This window comes from Tuberibacillus sp. Marseille-P3662 (assembly GCF_900178005.1).
GTDB lineage: Bacteria > Bacillota > Bacilli > Bacillales > Sporolactobacillaceae > Marseille-P3662.
The window spans coordinates 204,946-228,632 of sequence record NZ_FXBS01000004.1 but is presented as its reverse complement, the minus strand read 5'-3'; the positions used below and the strand labels follow the sequence as shown (position 1 = coordinate 228,632).

At 42.7% G+C, this 23,687-nt stretch carries 27 protein-coding genes and 3 tRNA genes; 17 read left to right on the top strand and 13 right to left on the bottom strand.

What is annotated here, in order from left to right:
- The first annotated feature begins 2 nt into the window (after positions 1 to 2).
- From B9Y89_RS04745 to B9Y89_RS04730, 4 genes are all read left to right on the top strand, one after another.
- Positions 3 to 680 (top strand): response regulator transcription factor, encoded by a 678-nt coding sequence (locus tag B9Y89_RS04745; RefSeq protein ID WP_085522012.1) that lies wholly within the window; start codon positions 3 to 5, stop codon positions 678 to 680.
- Positions 680 to 2,029: a sensor histidine kinase gene (locus B9Y89_RS04740; RefSeq protein WP_085522010.1), complete on the top strand. Its 1,350-nt coding sequence runs from the start codon at positions 680 to 682 to the stop codon at positions 2,027 to 2,029. The genes B9Y89_RS04745 and B9Y89_RS04740 overlap by 1 nt, the downstream gene beginning before the upstream one ends.
- A 57-nt stretch (positions 2,030 to 2,086) precedes the next feature.
- A complete protein-coding gene (gene yhaM, locus B9Y89_RS04735; RefSeq protein ID WP_085522008.1) occupies positions 2,087 to 3,049 on the top strand; it encodes a 3'-5' exoribonuclease YhaM in 963 nt (320 codons plus the stop codon).
- A gap of 92 nt (positions 3,050 to 3,141) precedes the next feature.
- Positions 3,142 to 3,432, top strand: coding sequence for a sporulation YhaL family protein (locus B9Y89_RS04730; RefSeq protein ID WP_254901184.1), 291 nt, complete (start codon positions 3,142 to 3,144; stop codon positions 3,430 to 3,432).
- Positions 3,433 to 3,467: 35 nt separating this feature from the next.
- Here B9Y89_RS04730 and B9Y89_RS04725 read toward each other — a convergent pair whose 3' ends face one another.
- Entirely contained in the window at positions 3,468 to 4,409 is a 942-nt protein-coding gene (locus tag B9Y89_RS04725) for a peptidylprolyl isomerase (protein WP_085522005.1), read from the bottom strand.
- Between the two features lie 134 nt (positions 4,410 to 4,543).
- The gene (locus B9Y89_RS04720) at positions 4,544 to 4,735 is read right to left on the bottom strand and encodes a hypothetical protein (protein WP_085522003.1); all 192 of its coding nucleotides are present in this window, start codon (positions 4,733 to 4,735) and stop codon (positions 4,544 to 4,546) included.
- Between the two features lie 88 nt (positions 4,736 to 4,823).
- On the opposite strand from B9Y89_RS04720, the gene B9Y89_RS04715 reads away from it, so the two are divergent.
- Positions 4,824 to 5,396 (top strand): YpmS family protein, encoded by a 573-nt coding sequence (locus tag B9Y89_RS04715; RefSeq protein ID WP_085522002.1) that lies wholly within the window; start codon positions 4,824 to 4,826, stop codon positions 5,394 to 5,396.
- Positions 5,397 to 5,453: 57 nt separating this feature from the next.
- Here B9Y89_RS04715 and B9Y89_RS04710 read toward each other — a convergent pair whose 3' ends face one another.
- Both B9Y89_RS04710 and B9Y89_RS04705 read right to left on the bottom strand, forming a co-directional pair.
- Positions 5,454 to 5,999: a DUF3267 domain-containing protein gene (locus B9Y89_RS04710; RefSeq protein WP_176222100.1), complete on the bottom strand. Its 546-nt coding sequence runs from the start codon at positions 5,997 to 5,999 to the stop codon at positions 5,454 to 5,456.
- A gap of 802 nt (positions 6,000 to 6,801) precedes the next feature.
- Positions 6,802 to 7,176, bottom strand: coding sequence for a YtxH domain-containing protein (locus B9Y89_RS04705; protein ID WP_085521999.1), 375 nt, complete (start codon positions 7,174 to 7,176; stop codon positions 6,802 to 6,804).
- A gap of 112 nt (positions 7,177 to 7,288) precedes the next feature.
- On the opposite strand from B9Y89_RS04705, the gene B9Y89_RS04700 reads away from it, so the two are divergent.
- Positions 7,289 to 7,477, top strand: a complete 189-nt coding sequence (locus B9Y89_RS04700) for a hypothetical protein (RefSeq protein WP_085521997.1) — start codon at positions 7,289 to 7,291, stop codon at positions 7,475 to 7,477.
- A 13-nt stretch (positions 7,478 to 7,490) separates the two neighbouring features.
- On the opposite strand, the gene B9Y89_RS04695 is transcribed toward B9Y89_RS04700, so the two are convergent.
- The 3 genes from B9Y89_RS04695 to B9Y89_RS04685 all read right to left on the bottom strand — a co-directional run bounded on the left by B9Y89_RS04695 (position 7,491) and on the right by B9Y89_RS04685 (position 9,267).
- Positions 7,491 to 8,036 (bottom strand): tryptophan transporter, encoded by a 546-nt coding sequence (locus tag B9Y89_RS04695; protein ID WP_085521995.1) that lies wholly within the window; start codon positions 8,034 to 8,036, stop codon positions 7,491 to 7,493.
- Positions 8,037 to 8,113: 77 nt separating this feature from the next.
- Positions 8,114 to 8,542, bottom strand: a complete 429-nt coding sequence (locus B9Y89_RS04690; protein WP_085521993.1) for an HIT family protein — start codon at positions 8,540 to 8,542, stop codon at positions 8,114 to 8,116.
- Positions 8,543 to 8,757: 215 nt separating this feature from the next.
- The gene (locus tag B9Y89_RS04685; protein WP_085521991.1) at positions 8,758 to 9,267 is read right to left on the bottom strand and encodes a hypothetical protein; all 510 of its coding nucleotides are present in this window, start codon (positions 9,265 to 9,267) and stop codon (positions 8,758 to 8,760) included.
- A gap of 183 nt (positions 9,268 to 9,450) precedes the next feature.
- Between B9Y89_RS04685 and B9Y89_RS04680 the strand changes: the two genes are divergently transcribed.
- Together B9Y89_RS04680 and B9Y89_RS04675 are read left to right on the top strand one after the other, a co-directional pair.
- A complete protein-coding gene (locus B9Y89_RS04680) occupies positions 9,451 to 10,203 on the top strand; it encodes an ABC transporter ATP-binding protein (RefSeq protein ID WP_085521989.1) in 753 nt (250 codons plus the stop codon).
- On the top strand, positions 10,191 to 11,411 hold the full coding sequence (locus tag B9Y89_RS04675) for an ABC transporter permease (protein WP_085521987.1): 1,221 nt from the start codon (positions 10,191 to 10,193) through the stop codon (positions 11,409 to 11,411). The genes B9Y89_RS04680 and B9Y89_RS04675 overlap by 13 nt, the downstream gene beginning before the upstream one ends.
- A 15-nt stretch (positions 11,412 to 11,426) precedes the next feature.
- Here B9Y89_RS04675 and B9Y89_RS04670 read toward each other — a convergent pair whose 3' ends face one another.
- Both B9Y89_RS04670 and B9Y89_RS04665 read right to left on the bottom strand, forming a co-directional pair.
- Positions 11,427 to 11,882 carry a ferritin-like domain-containing protein gene (locus B9Y89_RS04670; RefSeq protein ID WP_085521985.1) on the bottom strand — a complete coding sequence of 152 codons (456 nt, stop codon included), beginning with the start codon at positions 11,880 to 11,882 and terminating at the stop codon, positions 11,427 to 11,429.
- A 107-nt stretch (positions 11,883 to 11,989) separates the two neighbouring features.
- Positions 11,990 to 13,387, bottom strand: a complete 1,398-nt coding sequence (locus B9Y89_RS04665; RefSeq protein ID WP_085521983.1) for a hypothetical protein — start codon at positions 13,385 to 13,387, stop codon at positions 11,990 to 11,992.
- Positions 13,388 to 13,593: 206 nt separating this feature from the next.
- Between B9Y89_RS04665 and liaF the strand changes: the two genes are divergently transcribed.
- From liaF to B9Y89_RS04650, 3 genes are read left to right on the top strand one after another with little or no spacing between them, the layout of a single operon-like run.
- Positions 13,594 to 14,601 (top strand): cell wall-active antibiotics response protein LiaF, encoded by a 1,008-nt coding sequence (liaF, locus tag B9Y89_RS04660; RefSeq protein ID WP_085521982.1) that lies wholly within the window; start codon positions 13,594 to 13,596, stop codon positions 14,599 to 14,601.
- Positions 14,602 to 14,612: 11 nt separating this feature from the next.
- Complete coding sequence (locus tag B9Y89_RS04655) at positions 14,613 to 15,662, top strand: sensor histidine kinase (RefSeq protein ID WP_085521980.1); 1,050 nt, start codon at positions 14,613 to 14,615, stop codon at positions 15,660 to 15,662.
- The gene (locus tag B9Y89_RS04650; RefSeq protein ID WP_085521978.1) at positions 15,655 to 16,287 is read left to right on the top strand and encodes a response regulator; all 633 of its coding nucleotides are present in this window, start codon (positions 15,655 to 15,657) and stop codon (positions 16,285 to 16,287) included. Before B9Y89_RS04655 ends, B9Y89_RS04650 begins: the two co-directional genes overlap by 8 nt.
- Before the next feature lie 132 nt (positions 16,288 to 16,419).
- Here the strand turns inward: B9Y89_RS04650 and B9Y89_RS04645 are convergent, their stop codons facing one another.
- From B9Y89_RS04645 to B9Y89_RS04630, 4 genes are all read right to left on the bottom strand, one after another.
- The gene (locus B9Y89_RS04645) at positions 16,420 to 17,763 is read right to left on the bottom strand and encodes a DUF2252 domain-containing protein (RefSeq protein ID WP_085521976.1); all 1,344 of its coding nucleotides are present in this window, start codon (positions 17,761 to 17,763) and stop codon (positions 16,420 to 16,422) included.
- Between the two features lie 181 nt (positions 17,764 to 17,944).
- Positions 17,945 to 18,016, bottom strand: a tRNA-Gln gene (locus B9Y89_RS04640).
- Between the two features lie 130 nt (positions 18,017 to 18,146).
- Positions 18,147 to 18,218, bottom strand: a tRNA-Gln gene (locus B9Y89_RS04635).
- 130 nt (positions 18,219 to 18,348) lie between these two features.
- Positions 18,349 to 18,420: transfer RNA gene (locus B9Y89_RS04630), tRNA-Gln, on the bottom strand.
- A 271-nt stretch (positions 18,421 to 18,691) separates the two neighbouring features.
- Between B9Y89_RS04630 and hemE the strand changes: the two genes are divergently transcribed.
- The 6 genes from hemE to B9Y89_RS04600 all read left to right on the top strand — a co-directional run bounded on the left by hemE (position 18,692) and on the right by B9Y89_RS04600 (position 23,588).
- A complete protein-coding gene (gene hemE, locus B9Y89_RS04625; RefSeq protein ID WP_085521975.1) occupies positions 18,692 to 19,738 on the top strand; it encodes a uroporphyrinogen decarboxylase in 1,047 nt (348 codons plus the stop codon).
- Entirely contained in the window at positions 19,738 to 20,679 is a 942-nt protein-coding gene (hemH, locus tag B9Y89_RS04620; protein ID WP_085521973.1) for a ferrochelatase, read from the top strand. The genes hemE and hemH overlap by 1 nt, the downstream gene beginning before the upstream one ends.
- A gap of 1 nt (position 20,680) precedes the next feature.
- Positions 20,681 to 22,054: a protoporphyrinogen oxidase gene (hemY, locus tag B9Y89_RS04615; protein WP_085521972.1), complete on the top strand. Its 1,374-nt coding sequence runs from the start codon at positions 20,681 to 20,683 to the stop codon at positions 22,052 to 22,054.
- A gap of 145 nt (positions 22,055 to 22,199) precedes the next feature.
- Positions 22,200 to 22,553 carry a hypothetical protein gene (locus tag B9Y89_RS04610; RefSeq protein ID WP_085521970.1) on the top strand — a complete coding sequence of 118 codons (354 nt, stop codon included), beginning with the start codon at positions 22,200 to 22,202 and terminating at the stop codon, positions 22,551 to 22,553.
- 19 nt (positions 22,554 to 22,572) lie between these two features.
- A complete protein-coding gene (locus B9Y89_RS04605; RefSeq protein ID WP_085521968.1) occupies positions 22,573 to 23,310 on the top strand; it encodes an MBL fold metallo-hydrolase in 738 nt (245 codons plus the stop codon).
- 20 nt (positions 23,311 to 23,330) lie between these two features.
- Positions 23,331 to 23,588, top strand: coding sequence for an atypical membrane-integrating protein (Mistic protein) (locus B9Y89_RS04600; RefSeq protein WP_085521966.1), 258 nt, complete (start codon positions 23,331 to 23,333; stop codon positions 23,586 to 23,588).
- The last annotated feature ends 99 nt before the right edge of the window (positions 23,589 to 23,687 follow it).

Genomic DNA, 23,687 nt, shown 5'->3' with positions numbered 1-23,687 from the left:
GCATGGAAGAACCCAGCTATCATATCCATTTAGTAGAAGACGAAGCCCATCTTGCCTCAGTTTTACAAGCGTATATGGAAAAGGAAGGATGGGAGGTGACTGTTTCAGAAACAGCCGAACAAGCTCTAGAGCATCTGAACACCGGCATACACTTGTGGGTACTTGACATTATGTTGCCGGGTATGTCGGGCTATGATTTAATTAAAAAAATTAAACAAAACAATCGGGAGATCCCGGTGATTTTCACATCGGCACGGGACGAGGACTTGGATAAAATTGTCGGACTTGAAATGGGAAGCGACGACTATTTAACAAAGCCATTTCTCCCTAAAGAATTGATTATTCGTGCCAAGAAATTGTTGCACCGGGTGTACAGTCAAGACATTAAACCGCAGGTGTTTCAGGTCACCGACTATACGATTGATATTAGCCGCCGACGTGTCAGCAACCGGTCTGATGAATCCATCGAATTAACGATTAAAGAATTTGATTTACTCTTATATTTAATTGAAAATCTGAATGTAGCTAAATCACGGGATAATATTCTCAGGCAAGTCTGGGGCGATGATTACGTCGGTTCCACGCGCGCTGTTGATGATGTCGTGCGCCGCATTCGCAAAAAGATGCCCCGCTTGAACCTTGATACGGTTTATGGTGAAGGCTACAGGGTAGTTTCCTAATGGTTCGGTTAACGCTGACGCAACGCATCTGGTTCTCTTTTATCGTACTGATCGTTTCCATTGGACTGATTATTACGATCGTTTATCCATTCTCGCTGCAAAAGACGTTGAAAGAGGACTCCTATGAGATGATCAAACAGCAGCAACAGAGCTATATTGGCAATGACTTATCTGACTTTGATGTTCCTGATACAGGCACAGGGTTTGTTGAGCGGCAGCGAGCGGCCCGTTCTGTCGGGCATCTCGTCGTCGTTAACGGTCAGGGCCGCCTCGAAGGTGATCCGGTGCCGCAGCAATTTTTAGATGAAGTGGCCGACAGTCTGCGTGATCAGGAATCAGAGATGGGTGAGTATGAAATGGAATATCAAGGGGCGACGATTTTTTATGTCGTTCGTAAAATCCAGGAATCACCGAATCAACTCTATCTGATTTCTTATATGTGGGACACGTATCGCAATCAAATGATGAAAAAATTGTGGTATCGTTTGCTCATTATTTTTGGTATCGCGGCTTTAATTAGTTTGGCGCTCGCTGGCTGGTTAACGCGTTATTTGAAAAATCCGCTCATCACATTAGGGCGTCACTTCGAAAATATTGCGGCGCTCAATTGGCAAAAGCCGTTTAAATGGCACAGCGGGGATGAGTTCGAGCGATTGTCCCATCAATTCGAGAACATGCGGCGCAATTTGATCCAGTATGATGAGTCACAGAAACAGTTCTTACAGCGGGCATCGCATGAATTAAAAACGCCCATTATGGTGATCCAGAGTTATGCTCAGTCTGTAAAAGATGGGGTTTATCCCAAGGGGACAGCCGAAGATTCCATGGAGATTATTATGGATGAGTCAGCGCGGATGGAGCAGCGGGTGCAAAAGTTAATCTATTTTGCTAAAGTTGATTCATTACGTGATGAACAGCCGGAAATGACCCTGATTGAGTTCGGCGAGCTTGCGGACACCATTCAGCAACGGTTTTCACAGCAGAGAGCGGATCTAGATATTGTCACACGCAATCCGTCGGTGCCACTCTATGTTGATGAAGAACAATGGCTTGTGGCGATAGAGAATCTTGTTGAAAATGCCGTTCGTTATGCTAAAACCACCGTTCGATTGTCCGCTGAACAACATGGTGATGAAACGTGGATGATCATTAGTAATGATGGGGATCCGATTCCGGAAGACCAATTGAATCAACTGTTTGAACCGTTCTATAAGGGAAGTAAAGGGCAATTCGGTCTAGGGATGGCGATCGTCAAACGAATTGTAGAACGACACAATGGTACGATTACAGTTCATAACGATCAAGATGGTGTTCATTTTACGGTCAAAATACCTTCGAAAGACATGTGAGGGCATGATAGAATAGAGACTAGTCATCCTATGCGTTGTAAAGGGGAGGTTAGATGCATGAGTGGTATTGGACAATGTAAGGAAGGCGACGCTATTACTCAATATCTATTAATTAAATCGGCAACGAAATCGGTTGCGAGTAACGGCAAGCCTTTTATGACCCTGATCCTGCAAGATATTACGGGTGATATTGAGGCTAAGCTTTGGGACAGTAGCGAACAAGATGAACAAGACTATACGGCGGATACGATCGTGAAGATTGAAGGGGACATTACGACGTTCCGGGGCAAACTCCAATTGCGGATCAAGCGGATTCGCTTGGCAACCGATCAAGATCCTATTGAAAAGTCGGATTTGGTGCCGTCAGCGCCGATGGAGATCACAGAAATGGTTGATTATATCAATCAATTTGTGTTTGCGATTGAGAATCCGAATATTCAACGGATAACGCGAGCGCTTGTTAAAAAGCACCAGCAGCCGTTTTTTGAATATCCAGCCGCTGTGAAAAATCATCATGAGTTCGTATCCGGTTTGGCCTATCATGTCGTATCGATGCTGAAACTAGCCAAATCTATCACAGAATTGTATCCAGATCTAGATACAGACTTGCTGTATGCCGGTATTATTCTCCATGATATGGGTAAAGTCACCGAACTATCCGGAGTGACAGCGCCCAGCTATACAGTGGAAGGCAAGTTACTCGGACATATTAGTATTATGGCTAATGAAGTGGTACAAACAGCACAAGAATTGGGCATTGAAGGCGATGAAGTGACAGTTCTTCAGCATTTGATTCTGTCGCACCACGGTAAGACAGAGTGGGGCAGTCCAAAACCGCCATTGATTCGTGAGGCGGAAGTGCTGCATATGATCGATAATTTTGATGCCAAAATTACAATGCTAAATCGTGCACTTGATAAGGCAAACCCCGGTGATTTTACCGAAAAATTATTCCCTATGGAGAATCGTTCATTCTATAAGCCAGCCTATTTAACGAATACAACACTTGTGGAAAACTAAGACAATCTATTATTGATACTTATGACGGTTCTATCTTGTCCCCCTCTTTCATATACATGTTTGTAACACATGTTAATGAGGGGGTTTTTTCTTTGAAACAAGGTAAACGTTCGCTCATCATTCTTGGTGGCTTATTAGTTGTTTATCTTTTACAACAGTTCGGTAATTTAGGTAGACTAGGCGCACAATTAGCAGCGCTACCTTGGTGGGGCTACTTCGTGATTGCCGGCATCATTTTTAGTGCTTATCAATATTTTTCGATTTCCAAAGATGAGCAAGAGGTTGATGAGCAGTGGATCGAAGAACAGGGCAAAGTGTACATGAAGCGGATTGAGAAGGAAAGAGAAAAGCGACGGCAAATGAAAAAGACAGACGCGATGTAACATTCGCGTCTGTCTTTTTTTGATGACAATGTTTTTTACTTACTGCTATCGCTTGAGTCACTGCTGCTTGATCCGGAACCGGAGCCTGATTGTTGCTGTGACTGTTGATCAGAAATTTCAAAAGCACTCTTGAATGTATCATTTTGAGCTTCAATGTTATATTTCTTGAATAATTCTTGGATAACTTTTTGGGCTGACTTGCCTTTGCTTTGTTTATATTGATCCGTGATATCATCTTTTAAGGCTTTAAAAGTATCCTTTTTGTCTGTCACTTGGATGATATGCCAGCCGGACTGTGATTTGACGGGTTGGCTGATTTCATCGACATCCAATTTAAAAGCAGCATTAAGAAATTCTTTTTGATATTGGGATTGACGTGTTATCCAACCCAAGTCGCCGCCTTCGCTTTTCGATGGACCAATGGAATTGTTTTGAGCCAATTTCGCAAAGTCCTTGCCGTTCTTCAATTGCTTACGAAGGTCTTTAGCTTTGGATTCTTTATTGACAATGATATGTCTCACTTTAATGGATTCAAGCTGCTTTTTGTTGTTCTTAAAGTAATCTTTGAGCTTCTTGTCTGTGACTTTAACGTCTTTGGTTTGAGCTTTTTCAAGCAAAAGCTGTGTGCGGATTGTGTCTTTATAATCCTCTAATTTCATCCCTTGTTGTTTCAAGGCATCTTCCAAATTCATGCCTGTCGGGAGTTGTTTTTTCATTTCATCAAGCTTGTCTTGGACTTTTTCATCCTTGACATCGTATTCCTTCTTAAGCATTTTCTTTAATGCAACTTGCTGACTCATTTGGGTCATCATTTGTTTGGCTTGCGGGGTCTGCTTCATTTGATCCCAAACTTCTTGTTGCGTCACATTACCGGCGTCTGATTTAGCAAGTGTCTGACCGTTACTATCGGAATCTGAACATGCTGCCAAACCAGCTAGTCCCAACATTATTGTTAAGATCAGGGTTAATTTCTTCATGTGTTTCACTCCTCTTTCGCAAATTGCATGACTTTGTTACATGACATTTTTAACTATAGCATATATTTCCCGACTAAATCCAAGAAAATAAGTAACATGGGAAAATTCCCATATTTCATCTATTGTCCTTTTTGTTATGAAACAGCGGAAAAAATGACAATATAGGAATTCGTTAATAAAATAGTGATGAGAACATTAATGGTCGTAAAAATTGAATCGTGTTTTTCTTCAGGAATACTTTTCTGTATACACAAAGAATTTGTTAGACTATTAAATGTGAAGATCGCAAATACTCCAAATGCGATAAACGTATAAACAACAATCATAGGGACCCTCCGTTTGGCACTTTAAAAAACTCTAATATAAGATTATCAAATGATGGCAAAAATTCATAGTTAAAAAAGGGTGAGAGATGTGAAAAATAAATGGAAGGTCTGGTTTTTTGTTGTCTCAGGCGTGATTATGGCGGAAATTTTGGTTGTGGTTGTCTTATTTATAGCGTTACAAACGCCGGGAAGTGATTTTAAAGAGCCAGAACCCGTTGAACATGGCGAACCGATTTTTACGATTGATGCGAACAAGCAGGAGCTGGAACAACTCATTAATCAGGAAGTTAGCGCTTCTAATAAACAGTCTAATTTGACATACCAAATTCATATTAATGATGATGCCAAAATTACCGGGAAGTTGAATGTTCTCAGCGCTAATATTCCATTTGAGATGACATTTGCGCCGACGGTCAAGGATGGCAATGTTTTATTAAAAGAGAAGTCTGTAAAATTGGGTGTGCTTAAGTTACCGCCTTCTGAGGTGCTGAAATTTATTAACAAAGGCACTGATTTACCAGAGTGGGTCCATATTGATGATGATAAGGAGCAAATTTATATCAATTTAACCCAATTGAAAATCAAAGATCGTTTTTATTTGCAGGCGGAAGCGATAGACTTAGCCAATAATCAAATTCAATTTAATGTGTTCCATGAATAATTATTTTAGGCAAATAAAGAAGCGAGTGCCCCTTAATTGGGGCACTCGCTGTTATTATTAAGCAATTTCGTGGTTTTTGATGAGAATTCGGCAGTGACCTGGTCCTTCTTCAACCCAGGATTGCGCTGGGGCACGAACAATATGAGCGAAGTAAAGAATGTCAGCGACGCTCATACCAAAGTTTAATGAGCCTATGGCTGAAAGATAGTGAACTTCCTCAGGAAAGGTGAAAGTCATGCCTAGACTAAATAGTGAAAGGATGACGAATGGCGCCAAGGTGACGCTCATATACCGTTTTTTCGGCATAGCTCCAGGAATCACACATTGCATTCGCGGCATCCATTGACCTTTCTCAAAATAGACGCGAGCTTCATGGCCCGATAGCCATGCAGGCAGACAATGCAGCAGTTTATGCAAAGGAAGCACTAAAATGATGGAACCCAAGAACAGTAACATGTTAAAGCGGAACGGACCGTTATAGCCATTCACCGTCATTAATAAATAAAACAAGATATAGAATGACATCGCACCGCCAAGTGACACTACCATTAAACGCGTGGTTCCTAATTGTTTAAAGATGTTAAATGTTTTCCAGCAGTTCATAGACTCACCCACTTCCATTATCATTATCATTTTATCCTCAATTACTTTACTGTGATTTTAGAAGAAAATCAAGACCTTATGAGACATTTTTTAGTTGAATTTTTGTGGAAAAATGGATTTTGGGCTGAAAGAGGAGGGAGGCTGTCCCGAGGTTGTCCCGTACTGTCATAAAAGTGTCCCGCATTGAAAAGATTCTGTCCCGTAAAGCACGAATCTTGGAACGAGCTTGTCCCGTTGAGTGTGCGCTGACCCGAGGTTGTCCCGTACTGCAATAAAAGTGTCCCGCATTGAAAAGATTCTGTCCCGCAAAGCATGAATCTTGGAACGAGCTTGTCCCGTTAAGTGTGCGCTGACCCGAGGTTGTCCCGTACTTCAATAAAAGTGACCCGCATTGAAAAGATTCTGTCCCGTAAAGCATGAATCTTGGAACGAGCTTGTCCCGTTAAGTGTGCGTTGACCCGAGGGTGTCCCGTACTGCAATAAAAGTGTCCCGCATTGAAAAGATTCTGTCCCGCAAAGCACGAATCTTGGAACGTGCTTGTCCCGTTGAGTGTGCGCTGTCCCGAGATTGTCCCGTACTGCAATAAAAGTGTCCCGCATTGAAAAGATTCTGTCCCGTAAAGCACGAATCTTGGAACGAGCTTGTCCCGTTGAGTGTGCGCTGTCCCGAGATTGTCCTGTACTGCAATAAAAGTGTCCCGCATTGAAAAGATTCTGTCCCGTAAAGCACGAATCTTGGAACGAGCTTGTCCCAATGGAGGTGCGTAGCCCTGAAAAAATAAAAAAACCGGAGATATGACGATTAGTCAGCGTCATTCTCCGGTTCATGGTTTTCCTGATTGAGGTTTCGGCTTTCCGATTGCATGTCTTTTAAATCTTGTCTAATGTGTTCGATATTCGGCTGAATATCGCGTTGCCACGTCTCGACAATGCCTTTGATATCTTTAGCTGTCGCTTGAATGGTGGTTAGTTGATTGTTCTTGAAATCATCAACGTAGGCTTTCACGGAATCGGTCGTGTTACGGAAGTCATTCACTGTATCACGTACGGATTCCGCTTTATTTTGCAGGTTATCACGAACTTCTTTACCCGGTTTTGGCGTATTCAGAAGCACGGTTATCCCCGCTGCTAAACCGCCCGCTGTAAAGCCGTATAGATACGATTTGAATTTGCTCATGTGAAAGGTCACCTCCTTCTAAAAGGTTTGTTTTGGCAAGAGCGCTCATTTTTTCAGTGGAAAGGCATTTAACAAAGCCTTTGGCATATAAATAATATAGGAGGAAAAGGTTATGAAGCTCCTATCATTTCTCATACTTGTGATCGCCGTCGGAATTGCAGCCTTCCGATGGGGGGTTCTTCAAAAACGGTATCAATTCAAAAGTACTAAGATCCGCAGGCAATATGCGCAGATGCTCGTAGGTACCGCTTGCGTAATCCTCTTTATTATGACGTTGATCGGATTAACCTATGTATGGTAATAAAACGCGGCCTTTAAAGGCCGCGTTTAACTGTGCTTGACGGTGTTAATGATGGTTTCCTGCGAAGCATAATGGGCTGCAAAATTTTATAAGTAATACCGAACAGAATGGTGTTGATTACGGCAGCAGGAATCACTACACCGATAAACATTGCAACAAAACTTTTCGGCAAACTAGCCAAAATGCTGACGAAAAACAAGAACAAGAAACCGCTCAATAATGTTCCGACAGCCGTCATGGCTAACGCGGCGATGTCATTTGGTATTAACCGTTTGATACCTATAAACACCGTAAAACAAATGGTTGATGTTAGGACTTTATCAATAATGTTCGGAATAAATCCGCCTGGCATGGTTGATGTTAGTGCTGATAATAACCCAGCCGCTAACCCTATGATCAAGATGTGCTTCCGTTCGGCAAACAGAAACAATGATAAAAACATCGCAATCAAGATCATATCCGGTTTCATGCCGAACAGATATCCCGGAACAAACGCGTTCAATACAGTGCCTGCAGCCAATAATATGGCTGTTAGGACAAGCTTCTCAATACTCTTCATGACTCATCTCTCCTCAGCTCTTAATATAAACTAATCTATATGTAGTTTAGCAAAATGCTGATGATAAAGCAACGCACTTACAAATTTTGTGTGATTGTGGCAGCGACATTTTGTAACTCTTCATTACTATATTCACCCTCATGGGAATGCCATACAGCTCCGAAACCGTCCCCTTTGCCGTATCTCGGAATGATATGGATATGGTAATGAAACACGCTCTGCCCGGCATGTTCACCATTGTTGTTAAGCAAATTCATGCCGATCGGTTGGAAAGCCTGTTCGACCGCTTGAGCAATCGTGGGAACGACCGAAAATAACTTAGAAGCGGTTTCCGGCTGCAATTCATAGATATTAGCTTCATGATTTTTGGGGATGACGAGCGTATGTCCCTTAGTTACTTGACTCAAGTCCAAGAAAGCATACACATCCTCGTTCTCAAATACCTTTGCGCTAGGAATGTCGCCGTTTATGATTTTACAAAAAATACAGTTTGGATCATGGACCATGCTAACTCATCCTTTTCAATCTTTTTTGAATAGTTTACACCAACTGCTGGTTGTGTTCAAACGAGTTCTGATATGATGAACCGTCATTCCCGGATCCAGATGATGTTCATCCGGAAGCTCCTTATGTAGAGACGATTTTTATGCGCAAGACTTTGCTCCCTTAGCACAATAATGTCAATTAGAAGGTTCGTTACAAACACAGATCATAACGCAAATTAATTTTTGGACGTAGTATAAGTCCCATCTTGATAGACCTTATATATACCTACCGTTCCTGATCCTCCATTTTCCCGGATAGATTTAGAAATGAGTTTGATTGTATAGTATGACCCTGTTTTATCTGTCTTCAGAGCGCCACCTATATTATTAAACGCTATATCATCATTGTTATCCATTTCTAATTGACGTCTTAAGTATTCTATAGCTGCCGTTTCACTGGAAAGATGTATGTTGCTAGTATCGGTGGTTTTAGAACCTGAATCAGTTTTTGCATTTTGATCATCAGTATGATTATCTGTGTTTGTTGAGGGATGATGAGTAGGGTTTTCTACAGATGTTGAATCCCTTTTGACATCATCCTTATTCGTTTGAGAAGGTTGCTCATCTGCAGTAGATTGTGGGTCAATATTCTGATTTTCTGCTGAACTTGCGGATGATGAGGGGTCACTACATCCAGTAAAAGTCATTAAAAGTGCGGGAAGCAAAAATAGGACGAAACGTTTCATGCAAAGGACCTCCATTTCTTAGCTTTAATCATAAAAAGACGGAGTTGAATCGTCAATAGTCAAGTCTTCTTTTGTGCGTATTGATTCGACAAAAACTCTTGCTACACTCCAACCGAAAACATAGTGCTATCCTAAAGATTTTGATAAAATAGAAAGAAAACACGGGAAGAGGTTTTAGAATATATGTCAGATCTTTTGTCCGTACAATCATTGACCGGGGGATATTCTTATCATCAACCGGTGATTCATCAGCTGTCTTTTGATATTCAGCCAGGGGAAATGGTCGGTTTGGTTGGATTGAATGGGGCTGGTAAAAGTACCACTATCAAACATATTCTCGGCTTGATGGAAGCCCATCAGGGGTCTATTGCTGTCAATGGTCACACGATACATGATGATATCGAAACATACCGGTCACATATTGGTTTCGTACCAGAGAGTCCGGATTTATATGATCAATTAACATTGCGGGAGCACTTAGAGTTGTCCGCGATGGCCTATAAGATTGATAAAGACGTTTATGAGAAGCGCATGGGTGATTTAACACGGATGTTTAGCATGGAAGGGCGTCTTGACTGGTATCCGGGGCGGTTTTCTAAAGGCATGAAGCAAAAGGTGATGATCATGTGCGCCTTTCTCGTGCGCCCGGACTTGTATATCGTCGATGAACCGTTTGTTGGTTTGGATCCGGTCGGCATTCAGTCGTTTCTTGATTTTATGATGGCGATGAGAAAAGAGGGGTCAGGCATTTTGATGTCGACACATATCTTATCGACGGCTGAACAGTATTGCGATCGGTTTATTATTTTACATAACGGACAGATCGCCGCCCAAGGTGATATGGAGACGTTGCGATCCACGCTCAAGCAACCCAAAGCCTCGCTTCATGATATGTACATCTCGATTGCGAGAGGGGAAACGCCATGGGATCAGTAATCGCGATTTGGCAGCGAAGGCGTTCCGATTATTGGCAAATGGCGCTGCGTTATTTGAAGCTTCTGGGAAACAGCGGCTTCATGTTTGGGTTATACATTTTGATCCTTCTTGGAGGGTATTATTACCAACAATGGATCGCGACGCTTGATTCATCGTTTCCAACCCCGGTCATACTGACGGTTGTCCTAGCGTTTGTTGCTGTTCGGACGCCGATCAGAACGTTTATACAGAGGGCGGATTTGGTTTACTTACTGCCAATGGAGCATCGCCTCAGTGTGTATTTTTCTAAGGCAAGGCTATACAGCTTCTGGATGCAAAGTGTCGTCATTGTATTCGTCATTGTGATATTCGCCCCGCTTTATTTTCAAACCGTTGATGATCGTGGGTTGTCGCTCTTGCTAGTTCTTGTCGGTTCATTGATCGTGAAAGGATGGAACGTGTTCTGCTCGTGGCGGGAAACTTATCTGCATCATATGAATGACTTGTGGCGCTATCGATCCATGCGGGTCGTTGTATCGATGGTATTCTTATATTTTTGGATTAAGCAATCACCGATCATTTTTCCCGTTATCCTTGTCCTTATAGCGGTGGTTGTGACTTTAGTATTTTATCGGAGTTTAGGTACGCGTCATTTATTGAACTGGGATCAACTCCTGGCAGAAGAGGAAAAACAGTATGCCCGATTTTTAAAATTCGCCAATATGATTACGGACGTCCCATCGATCCGGACGAGAGTTAAGCCGCGACCATGGTTGAACGGGTTGGTCAGGCTGGTTCCCTTTACACAGAAACATGTGTATACGCGTTTGTATGTAAAAACTTTTGCGCGCACAAATGATTACTTCTGGATGTTCATTCGATTAACTTTAATCGGCAGTATTATTCTATTTTTTATGCCAAAAAATATGGGTGTTTTAGTGGTTCACTTGCTGTTCTTATATTTGTCAGCATTACAGAATCAGCCGTTGCGCCAGCATCCATTTCCGCATGCGTTGGCTGGGTTGTATCCCATTGGAGAGGACCAGAAGCACTACAGTTTCCGCTTGGTTTATATGGGACTCTTAATTGTGCAAACACTGGTGCAGACGCTGGTGCTGATGTTCACCGATATTTCCATCCATTTAGTGCTTTACAGCGGTGTGTTAGGGCTTGTGTTTTCGATTGGTTATGCACTGCTTGCCACACGTCTATCACGAAAACGGGCATAAAAAAACGGCGTCCCCTTAGCTGCGGGGCGCCGTAAAACTTTCATGACTTGGATTTTTGAGGATCCGCTCGGTTTCCTCTTTATGTTTCGTCTCATCAGCAATCATGTCTTCGAGCTTAACGACAAGTTCAGTAAGACCAAGTGATTCCGCTTGTTCACGCCGCTTTTCATAACGCTTAATCGTATCTGATTCGGCTTGATGGACAACTTTCAGCATTGATTCAACATCTTGGGCTTTTTCAATGGGAGCCGGTTCGGTTGTCGGCTCACCGCCGAGCGTCGCAATTTTATCAGCGAGATACAAGGCGTGCCCTTGTTCGTCAGGGATTTCCGATTCAAAGAAAGGTTTCAATACTTTGTAGTCAATTCCGGAAACGGTTGCGGCAAAATGTGTGTACATAATCACAGAACTATATTCATTGGCCAAGTCTTCATTAAGTCCTTTAATCAATTGTTTCATGTTTTGATCCATCGTGACTCAACTCCTTTAATGACTAGCTATTCATAAATTACCCTGGCAAGCATTTCTTTAAACATGATTATCTATAGGCTGGGACAAAAGTTTTAGTCACAGGATCATTATAGGAGAAACATAGCTGTGATCGTCGTAACAATCAGACCAATGACGACAGGGACAAGGTTTCGTCTGGCCAAAGCAAAGGCGTCGACATTACAGATAGCTGCCGCTGGAATCAACGCCCATGGAACTAATGTGCCGCCGCCGACCCAAATCGCCGCTACTTGACCAAGAGCCGTTAAGGTGGCAATGCCTGAGCCAATCGCGGAGGCGAATAGATGGGCGATTGAACCGGCCAGTGAAATACCTGAAAAACCGGAACCATCAATACCTGTGATCGCACCGACAACTGTAAGTGTACCGGCCGCTACATTTCCACTTAATGGAACAATATGAGCTAAAGCCGTCCCTAAGTCATTAACAATCCCTTGAGAGCCGCTTGGAAGTGTATTACCAAAGACCGCCTTAAATCCTGAATCACCCATATAGAAAAAGGCGGCAATTGGAATAACGGGACCGAACACTTTGAAACCAAATTGAAAGCCCTCAATAAGATAGGATGTGATTTTCTCAAGGCCATCATTTTTATAAGCACTAAGCGAGATGGTTGCTAATATCACTACAACGGTACCGCCGACAAGTGCTGTGGCATCACCGCCTTGGAGCTGGAATAAGGACATCCCGATAACATCGATGATAAGAAGCACAGGAATCAATATCGCGAACATCTGTTTTCCTGTTGTCGTTAAACCGGTTGTTTCCGTGGCTTGCTGTTTCTCAATTTCTTTTATGTCCTGATTAGAAACGGTTAATTTTCCTTTTTTCATGTCTCTTTTTAAAAGGAAAAAGGCGATACTTGTTGTGACCACACCCATCACGATTACTAAAGGGACACTGGCGCTTAATACATCGCCGACAGGAATACCGGCTGCATCAGCTGTGAGCTTCGGTGCTCCTTGTATAATGTAGTCACCAGATAAGGCGATACCATGGCCAAACAAGTTCATCGCCATCGCTGCACCTAGCGCTGGAAGACCTACACGCAGGGCTACAGGTAATAAGATCACGCCTAATAAAGCAACAGCGGGGGATGGCCAGAAAAACCATGAAACGACCATCATGATTAAACCAATGATCCAGAATGCCAATGTCGGATTTTTGATGAATTTAGTAAACGGCCGGATCATGACGTCATTAATACCGGTTTTCGTCATCACTTGACTCAATGCGACAATCACAGATATGACGAGAATGGTGCTTAATAACTGTGTAATGGCATAAACGAGACTGTTAAAAATACCGGTAATGGCCGTGACAACCGATGCCGTTGAAATCAAACCAAGCAAAAAAATTCCGACGAGACAAACTAAGGTTGTGTCTCTCTTAAAAACCATAAACCCGATGATTAAAAAGATGAAAATAAGATATATCCAGTGGATGAATGTCAACTCAATACCCAATGCGTGACCTCCTTTCCCATCTTCAGCAGTGGGATTTCAGTGGAACTTATATCAGTAAATTATGCGCTCGCCCATAGGTGTGTGATTGTCATAAGTCCGTCCATAGACGGAGATAAACACAGTCGCAAGGTTATTCCCAAACTGCTTGTGAAGGGTTAAAGTTAGAGGAGAAGCGGTACTAGGTCGTGAATGAAGGGAGGATAACAATGGCGGGATTTGGTAAGTTGTTATTTGCACTCATATTTATTGTCGTAGGGGGCTTGTTGCTTTTTGTCAACGTTGGGATCATTTCCGGGGAAATAATGACGGAAATTGTTGAGTATTATCCGGTTTTGATTATCCTTTTCGGTTTATGGCCGATTATAGGACCTCTTTTCAACAAAAAACGTCCCCAGCCTTGGGGGATTTTGTTTATCGGATATGGTGCTATGTTGATGGCTGCCCACAGTGGTTACCTTGAATTCAAGTGGTTTCAGTTTTGGCGATTATGGCCGTTACTGATTGTTTATATTGGCTTCGAGATATTGTTTAGCGGTAAAAAAAATAAAGACAAGAAGAAAAAGAGCAGTTATGAATTGAATCGTGATTATGACGACGATGAAGGTGAAGATGGAGACGACTTTTCATTTGATGATTCAGACTTGTGGGAGGATCTGAAGAGCTGGAAAGATGATCCGGAGAGTTGGAAACAGGATGCGAAACGTAGGGCGGAAAAACATCAGGATCATGCTCAAAATATGAAGGAACTTCAGGAGCTTAAAAGTCTTAAGGAACTCAAGAATTCAAATGAACTAAATGCGGACGGTGTGGACCGTCAATATGAAAAAGAAGATGATCAAGACGAAACGACGACGGTCATGAGAATTGTTCAAAGTATGGAGAAGAAGAAACCGAATTGGCATGTCAAACCCCTCGATGAATGGTATTTTGTCGGCAGTTATGAGTTAGATTTTTCGCAAGCCTTTATACCTGAACAATTGACTGAGATTCACCTAAGAGGCTGGATTGGCGATTTCGATATTGTCGTTCCCGATGATCTGGCATTCGCGGTTGAGGCTCATGGACGTATCGGCAGCATTAGCATCAATGGAGAAGATTTTGAGGGATGGTTAAAAGGTGTTCACTACCAGACGCCTGATTATGAAGCGGCAGACCGGAAAATTCACTTTCAGTTTGATTACAAAATCATTGACTTAAATATCGATCGTGTATAGGAGGGGATGGCATGGCTAAACAAACAAGTTTTAAGAAGAAATGGATGATGACGATTGCCTATTCCTCCTTGATTTCGGGGCTGGCCCTATTTACATTATTTCAATTGGTCAGGTTGGTAGCACCTGATATGGGTGCAATCTGGCGGGACACGCTTATTACTGTGCTGATGACGATCTTTACTTTTGGTTTGAGCGGTTTTTTGCTATTTAAGGATTATTTATCATTTGAACGGCGTTTGGAACAAGTGACGATTTTTATCCGAACGTTAACGAGGGGGAAGTTGTCGCACCGGGCCACTGTTGATAAGCAAGATGAAGTCGCGCAATTGGAAGGATCATTGAATCAATTAGCTGATGATATCGAACAACAGGTGACATCACTCCAGAAGCTTGCGGATGAGAAGGAAAGTTTGGCCACAAGGGCTAAGAGTGCTGCGGCCATAGAGGAGCGGCAACGATTGGCTCGTGACCTTCACGACGCTGTGAGTCAACAACTCTTTGCATTAAGTATGATGGCATCGGCGGCCAACAAAGCTGTGGACAAAGATATAGAGTTAGCGAAACAACAAATTACGGATATCCGGGAGTTATCGCTTAAGGCGATGGGCGAAATGCGTGCGTTGCTCTTGCACCTCCGTCCGGTTCATCTTTCTAATGATTCTTTATATGAGGGTGTTTGTAAGCTCATGAACGAATTATCGGAAAAGACCAACATTCAATTTAACGATGATATAGACGATGTACAGGGCTTGTCAGCTGCGATGGAAAATCACTTATTCCGCATTTTACAAGAAGCATTATCCAATGCTCTCAGACACTCCGAGGCGAATCAGGTTAAATTACAATTGTATAAAAAAGACCGTACCGTGTTTTTACAAGTCCGTGATAATGGGAAAGGATTCGAAATATCTGAAAATAAATTATCTTCATACGGTATGCGAACGATGAAAGAGCGTTGTGAAGAATTGGGAGGCAAAATGACAGTCACATCTCAAAAGGGAGAAGGAACGGCCGTTGAGGCCCGGTTGCCAATCCAAAAGGGGGAAGCAGAAAATGTGTGAAGCTATTAAAGTTATGATTGTTGATGATCATGACATGGTACGCAAGGGTCTAAAAGCATACCTTGATATTGAGGAGACTATGACTGTTGTTGGGGAAGCGGACAGCGGTAACCGTGCTGTTGCTATGGCAGGTGAGGTGTACCCGGACGTCATTCTTATGGATTTAATAATGGAGAATGGCGATGGCATCACCGCTACAAAAGAGATCCTTCAAAGTTATCCGGATTGTAAAATCATCATTCTAACGAGTTTTTATGATGATGAACAAGTATTTCCAGCCTTGGAAGCCGGCGCGACGAGCTATTTGTTAAAGACCACGTCTTCTGAGGATATAGTTGAAGCGATACATAAGGCGACCATGCAAGACGCTGTTATTGATGATAAAGTAGCTAGCAAAATGGTTAACCGCATGCGTCATACTCAACATCAGCACGATGAATTGACCGAACGCGAACTGGAAGTACTTAAGCTTGTTGGTAAGGGGCGAACGAATGCTGATATTGCTGACGAACTTTTTATTGGCATTAAGACCGTTAAGACACACGTGAGCAACGTGCTGCATAAGTTAGAAGTACAGGACCGCACTCAAGCGGCTGTTTACGCACATGAGCATGATCTCGTATGACACAAATGATTGTGATAACCTCTCATAAGATAAGACTGTCCAAAAGGGCGGTCTTTTTTTGTATGTGAGGGGCATGTTCTATTGAAGATGCTTGTGCCAATCAAAAAAAGTGCCCCGGAAGGCACTTTTCAACTAATCTGTCTCAATTCCGAAATCATTGGCACACCATGCCTGAAAAAGTTTGAAATCGGTGTGAACTTGATGTTTATAAAAAATGGAAAAATTGGTGAGTTGCTGTTTGAACCCGTCCAAATCCTCATCGATGACATTGATAATTTCTTGTTCACTTTGATGCGTAAGAAAATCGTGTCCAGCGTCTTCATCAGCGCGGGCGTGGACCTTAGCTGTTACCTTGCCCATAGTGTTCACTGTTTTTCCCATACTAATTTCATCCGTTAATGCATCACGACTGACTTCCTCATCATAAGGGGTGTTCTCTCTGACGTAAAAGTCATGGTCACCAATGCTGAAGTGCCCCAGATAAGGATCTTCTAGATAATGCATAGCGCGTTGCGTCTTGATCACGCGGCGGCCATGGTTCGGTTCATCGATATTAATCAGATCATCGAAAGTGAAGAAGTGAGCAGGTGCCGGGATGCGCGCTTCTTTCGCCTCTAGGATGACATCATCATCTTGATCAGAATCGATGCCTTCAATTAAAATAAAATATCGCGTGAGACCGATGGATCCCGTTCCGGCTCCAAATATCTTAACGGCGTCCTTAATTGTGAAATATCGTTTGTCAATTTGATCGAAATCGACATTCAAGGAATTAAGATATTCACCCCATGACGCCTCAAGTTGGCTGCGTTCTTCATCCGATAACCGTATGAGTCCAGTATCCTCTCTAAATTGGCGGATACCGTTGTTAAGGGTCGTCATTCCGTGTAGGGCTTCCATTTGGTCTTTGTCCTTCAAATCACGAAGAATATCTTGAACCGGGCCTTCTGTATTCGATTCGTGAAAGCTAAACGCCTTCGGACTTTTATCCGTATCATGGAATGCAAGCAATTGATAATAGTAGGCATCTAAATATTGTTTGATCAGAGATTTTTGTTGATCCTCGCTATAGTCCATTTCCTCTGAGTAGAGTGCGATACTCACAGCCATACGGAACACATCATAAATGTAGGATCCTAGATAACCTTCATCAAAATCATTGGTGTCATAGACAATGTTGCCTTGCTTATCCTTGAAGGCACCGAAGTTTTCAAAGTGAAGATCACCTTGGAGCCAGGTTGGTTTGTCTTCCGGTGTATGGTAGGAAAACGGCAGTTGAGTCGCATCATAGTAATACAAGTAGGCGCTGCCGCGGTAAAATTGAAAGGGACTAGTTAACATTTTTTTATATTTCGTTTGCCGCTGCTCTTGATTTAAATTGAGAAGTTCACTATCATATTGATTCAAAATCGTTGAAATTGTCATTTTCCGCAAATACTGACGTGTCTGTTCAATTCGATCCACTGAATGGTTCATAATGATCCTCCAAGCTTTTTTGCCTTTTATTATGGCTCTGTTAAACATGACAAAAACAACAATGACCTTTAACATAGCCTTTATTATATAGCTTTCGTACCATTTTATTTTTTATTGTAGAATAAAAATCGCACACTGCAAAACAGTGTGCTGTTCAAAAGTTGGTATTCAAATTTAAATACTGGGATAGCAGGATTCGAACCTGCGCATTACGGAGTCAAAGTCCGTTGCCTTACCGCTTGGCTATATCCCATCGTTATGACATTTATTAGGATGATCTCTGGGTTTCATTTTTATGCAAAAAGATTTTTATTTTTTTGTGGCCCTATGCGAACGCATGTGCTATATTGAAGTAGCTGTGAAATTGAGTGAATATAAATAAACTGGGATAGCAGGATTCGAACCTGCGCATTACGGAGTCAAAGTCCGTTGCCTTACCGCTTGGCTATATCCCATCGTTATGACATTTATTAGGATGATCTCTGGGGTTCATTTTTATGCAAAAAGACTTTTATTTTTTTGTGGCCCTATGCGAACGCATGTGCTATATTGAAGTAGCTGTGAAATTGAGTGAGTATAAATAAACTGGGATAGCAGGATTCGAACCTGCGCATTACGGAGTCAAAGTCCGTTGCCTTACCGCTTGGCTATATCCCATTGCTACGACATCCATTATGATGACCACGGGTTCAAATTTATATGCAGCATTTAAGGCCATTTTTTATAGATATTTTATGTATGAAAAACTGGAAGCGATTAACCACTTTTGTAAAGGGTACAATGAGGTAGGGTGGTCGTGCTTGTTAGTCGCTTGAGCAATCTTTGACAAAATATCGATAGATTGTAACACTTATTATATGCAACTCATTATTATTTGAGTTACAATAATGGAGGTTTGCATTGTATGAAGTAGGAAGGATGTTTGTTTTTGACCCAGTTTAATGATACCTTTCTAAAAGCTTGCCGGGGTGAAACGGTTCCCCACATACCTGTTTGGTATATGCGGCAAGCCGGACGTTATCAACCCGAATACCGCAAAATTCGTGAGCAGTATTCCTTTTTCGATATTAATAAAAATCCGGAAGTCTGTGCTAATGTCACGCAATTGCCAGTGGATCAACTAGGGGTTGACGCAGCGATTCTTTTCGCTGATATTATGACGCCGCTCAAGCCTATTGGTGTCGATGTCAACATTGTCGAAGGTGTTGGTCCTGTGATCGATGATCCGATCCAGTCGATGGCCGATATTCAAAAGCTCGGCCAATTACATGTTCAAAGGGATTTACCGGAAATTCCTGAAACTGTACAAATTTTAACCGATCGTTTGCACGTCCCATTGATTGGATTCGCCGGTGCCCCTTTCACGCTCTCGAGCTATTTAATTGAGGGTGGGCCATCCAAAAATTATCATAAAACAAAGGGCTTTATGTATGCTAAGCCTGCGGAATGGTTTGAGCTTATGGATACATTGGCTGATCTAACAATTACTTATTTAAAAAGCCAAGTTGAAGCGGGTGCGCGTGCTATTCAAGTTTTCGATTCATGGGTTGGGGCATTGGGTACTGACGATTATGAAAAATATATTTTCCCAACGATGGACAAGATCTTTACTGAGGTAAAAAAAATGAATGTGCCGACCATATATTTCGGCAGCGGTGCAGGGCACTTGGTTAATCAATGGGCGGATTTACCGGCTGATGTTTTATCAGTGGATTGGCGCCTATCCATTGAACAAGCGCGTAACTTGGCACCAAACAAAACCATTCAAGGTAATTTGGATCCGTCGAAGCTATTAGCGCCATGGGACATGATTCAAGACGAAACCAAATCCATTTTAGATCAAGGCGGGAGCAAGCCAGGTTTTATATTTAACCTTGGTCACGGGATATTTCCGCAAGCGGATGTTGCGACATTACAGCGTTTAACAACATTTGTTCATGATTACACAAGAAAGAATCACGGGGGTGCTGAGTAATGGCTAAAAAAAAGATGGGCCTACTCGTCATGGCCTACGGAACACCATATAAACCAGAGGATATTGAGCCTTATTACACGGATATTCGTCATGGACGTCGTCCCTCAGAAGAAGCGCTTCAAGATCTTAAAGATCGGTATGAGGCAATCGGCGGAGTCTCACCTTTGGCAGAAATCACCAAAGCGCAAGCTGAGAACTTACAACAACATCTTAATGAGATTCAGGATGATTATGAATTTCAATATTACTTAGGACTCAAACACATTCATCCTTTTATTGAGGATGGGGTTAAAGCAATGAAGGAAGATGGGATTGATGAAGCTGTCAGTATTGTCTTAGCGCCTCATTATTCCACATTCAGTGTTAAATCGTATAATGGCAGGGCTACGGAAGCTACTGAGAACATCGGTGGACCGACCATTTATCCTGTGGAAAGCTGGTATGATGAGCCAAAATTTATCCATTATTGGTCGAAACAAATTAAACAAACGTTTGATCAAATGCCTGCTGATCACCGTGAACAGGCAGTTGTTGTATTTTCGGCGCATAGCTTGCCGGAAAAAATTATTAACAATGGCGATCCGTATCCACAGCAATTGGAGGCCACAGCGAAATTAATTGCTGACGAAGCCAATGTGAGTCATTATGCGATTGGCTGGCAAAGTGAAGGTAATACCTCTGATCCGTGGCTGGGTCCAGACGTTCAAGACCTAACACGGGATTTATTTGAACATGATGGATATCGAACATTTGTTTATTGCCCGGTCGGTTTTGTCGCAGATCATTTGGAAGTTTTATACGACAACGACTACGAGTGTAAGGTCGTTACCGATGAACTTGGTGCCCATTACTACCGTCCGGAAATGCCAAATGCGAAAGCGCCATTTATTGATGCTTTAGCAACGGTTGTGTTAAAACGGTTGGACAAGTCAGGTGAGTAATATGACACGACACATTGCCATTATTGGCGGCGGAATCACCGGAATGACCGCCGCCTTTTACCTTGATCGCTGGGCTAAAGACCAAGGAGAAAACGTTAATATTACACTATTCGAAGCCTCCGACCGTCTTGGGGGTAAAGTCGATACTGTCAAAAAAGAGGGTTTTGTTATTGAGCGTGGTCCGGAGTCGTTTCTAAAACGGAAACCGGAAATGTTGGAACTCGTTCATGATTTAAACATGGAGAATGATCTGATTGATAATCGGACAGGGCAAGCGTTTATCTTAAAAAATCAGCAGCTTCATCCGCTGCCAAAACCGTCACGAATGGGTGTGCCGACACAGCTAATCCCATTTGTGAGGAATTCTTTAATGTCAGCTGATGGTAAAGCCCGGGTATTGAATGATTTGTGGATCCCGAGCCTTCATTACGATGGAGATATTTCAGTTGGCGATTTTTTCAGTCGCCGTTTTGGGGAGGAGCTCGTCGATGATCTCATTAGCCCGTTGTTGTCCGGCATTTATGCGGGTGATATTTATAAACTGAGCTTAGCTACGACCTTGCCTGATTTTATGAAACTTGAGCGTGAGCACGGCAGTTTGATCAAAGGTCTCTATGGTCAAGGTAAACCCAAATCGGGCAGCCAATTCGCTACGCTGCGCAATGGTTTGCGTTCACTGATTGAAGCGTTAGAAGCTGAGCTGGCATCACGGATCAATATTGTAAAAAATATGGCTGTAAAGTCAGTTGGCAAGAAGAGTGCGGGTTATCAACTGCGGACATCAACGGGGGATCAATATGATATGGATGAAGTGATATTTGCGACACCCCATCATGTGACGGCACAACTGCTTGGCGAGCCTGAATTTTTAGAGCGCCCGAATGCCGATCCAAACACATCGGTTGCTACCGTTGCGATGGCTTTTAATGCTGATGACGTTGATCTTGGACAAGATGGTACAGGATTTGTTGTGTCCAGGCGTGAAAGTATGGCGATCACAGCCGCGACTTGGACCCATCTGAAGTGGAAACATGCAGCACCTGAAGGAAAGGCACTTGTCAGAAGCTATGTGGGTAAAGCCGGAAACAGTGCGATCATTCATGAGTCCGATGAGACGATTGTGCAAACAGCATTAGCTGATTTGCGAACCACGGTCGACATTGAAGCGGAACCGGACTTTTATGTTGTCTCACGTTGGCCTGAAGCGATGCCGCAATATCCAGTTGGGCAGAAGGAATGGCTGGCGTCAGCTCGGGAACACCTAGAAAAGAATTATCCTGGCATTTATCTTGCTGGTGCATCCTATGATGGCGTTGGTTTGCCTGATTGTATCCGACAAGCCAAGGAACAAGCGGCGGACCTGTTAAATAAATAGACTTTGGCTGAACGCTCATTTTTTGGAGTGCGCGCTCATATTCAAAAGAATGACGATTGCGTCCGTATATGTTAGATAATATGGTAATAGAAGGATAATTAGTCACCTCTCATGCGATAATAGGTCTTGAGAGGTGATTTTTTTTATGAAAGGGAAACCGACTGTTGCGCTTGATTTTGATGGTGTCATTCACAGTTATACAAGCGGTTATCAGGGAGCGGAGAACATTGTAGATCCACCGGTAGAAGGAATGAAGGAAGTGATTGCCGAATTACGTCATAAGTACAAAATTGTCGTTGTTTCTTCGCGTAGTTTACATAAAGGCGGCAAGGCAGCGATTCAGCAATGGCTTCAGGAGCATGATATTGAGGTCGACGACATCACGGGCGAAAAAGTGCCGGCTATTGTCTATGTTGATGACCGCGCGATGACGTTTGACGGTGATGCCGCAAGTCTAAAAGCAAAAATCCAATCATTCAAACCTTGGAACAAGAAATAACATATTTGGGGGATGTCTTATGAAATTAACGGTTGTCGGATTTTGGGGCGGTTACCCTGGAGCAGGAGAAGCCACAACGGGTTACCTGCTACAACATGAGGGTTTTAATTTACTGATTGATTGCGGTAGTGCTGTTTTATCGCAATTACAATATTATATCGCTCCGACGGATCTAGATGCGGTCATTGTCTCGCACTATCACAATGATCACGTGGCTGATATTGGGCCACTGCACTTTGCACGGCTCGTTCAAAGTTATTTGCATGATGACCCTCTACCGGTGCTACCGATTTATGGACATCAGGAGGCGCCGAAATCATTTAAGCAGCTCGATTTTCATAACATCGCTCAAGCCGTTCCGTATGACATTCAAAAACCCTTGGACATTGGACCGTTTCATTTTGATTTTATCAAAACTAAGCACCCTGTTCCGTGCGCGGCGATGCGGATCACCGATGGTTCCAGCGTGCTAGTCTTTACAGCTGATACGGCTTATTTCAATGATTTGGTACCGTTCGCCCAAGATGCCGACTTGCTCATTAGTGAATGTAATTTTTATAAAGGTCAGGATGGTGCTAAGGCGGGTCATATGACGAGTGAAGAAGCCGGGCAACTTGCGGAAAAATCGGAAGCTAAGCAACTGCTTCTCACACATTTACCGCATTATGGTGAGCATCAGAATCTCGTTGTTGAGGCAACTGACGTCTATCATGGCACAATCGCGTTGGCAGCGTCCGGATGGACGTGGGAATTTTAACGAAAAAGGTGGCGATGATAATGAAAGCCAATGAAGCAGATACACAATCGTTCAGCGACGCCATCGATCAAATGAATCAAGGTTTGGAGGACATTATTGAGATCTACAACAATTTAGAAGAAGATGTCCCCGTTATCCATTTTGACGATGAGGTGTTAGCACATATTGAAAAGGCCAAGCAGAAATTTGGAGAAGATGCGGTCGATCAAAAACTGAATGCGATCGTCAAAGAAATGCTTTCATGGTTACCTTTGGATGATGAAGCAACGGAAAGTTGAAGTGACATGGTGGGATTTTTTACTGAATTGGCGTGATTATTTGCCAAATTCGCGGGATTATCTACACATTTGGCGGCATCGTCAACCAAATTGCAAGAT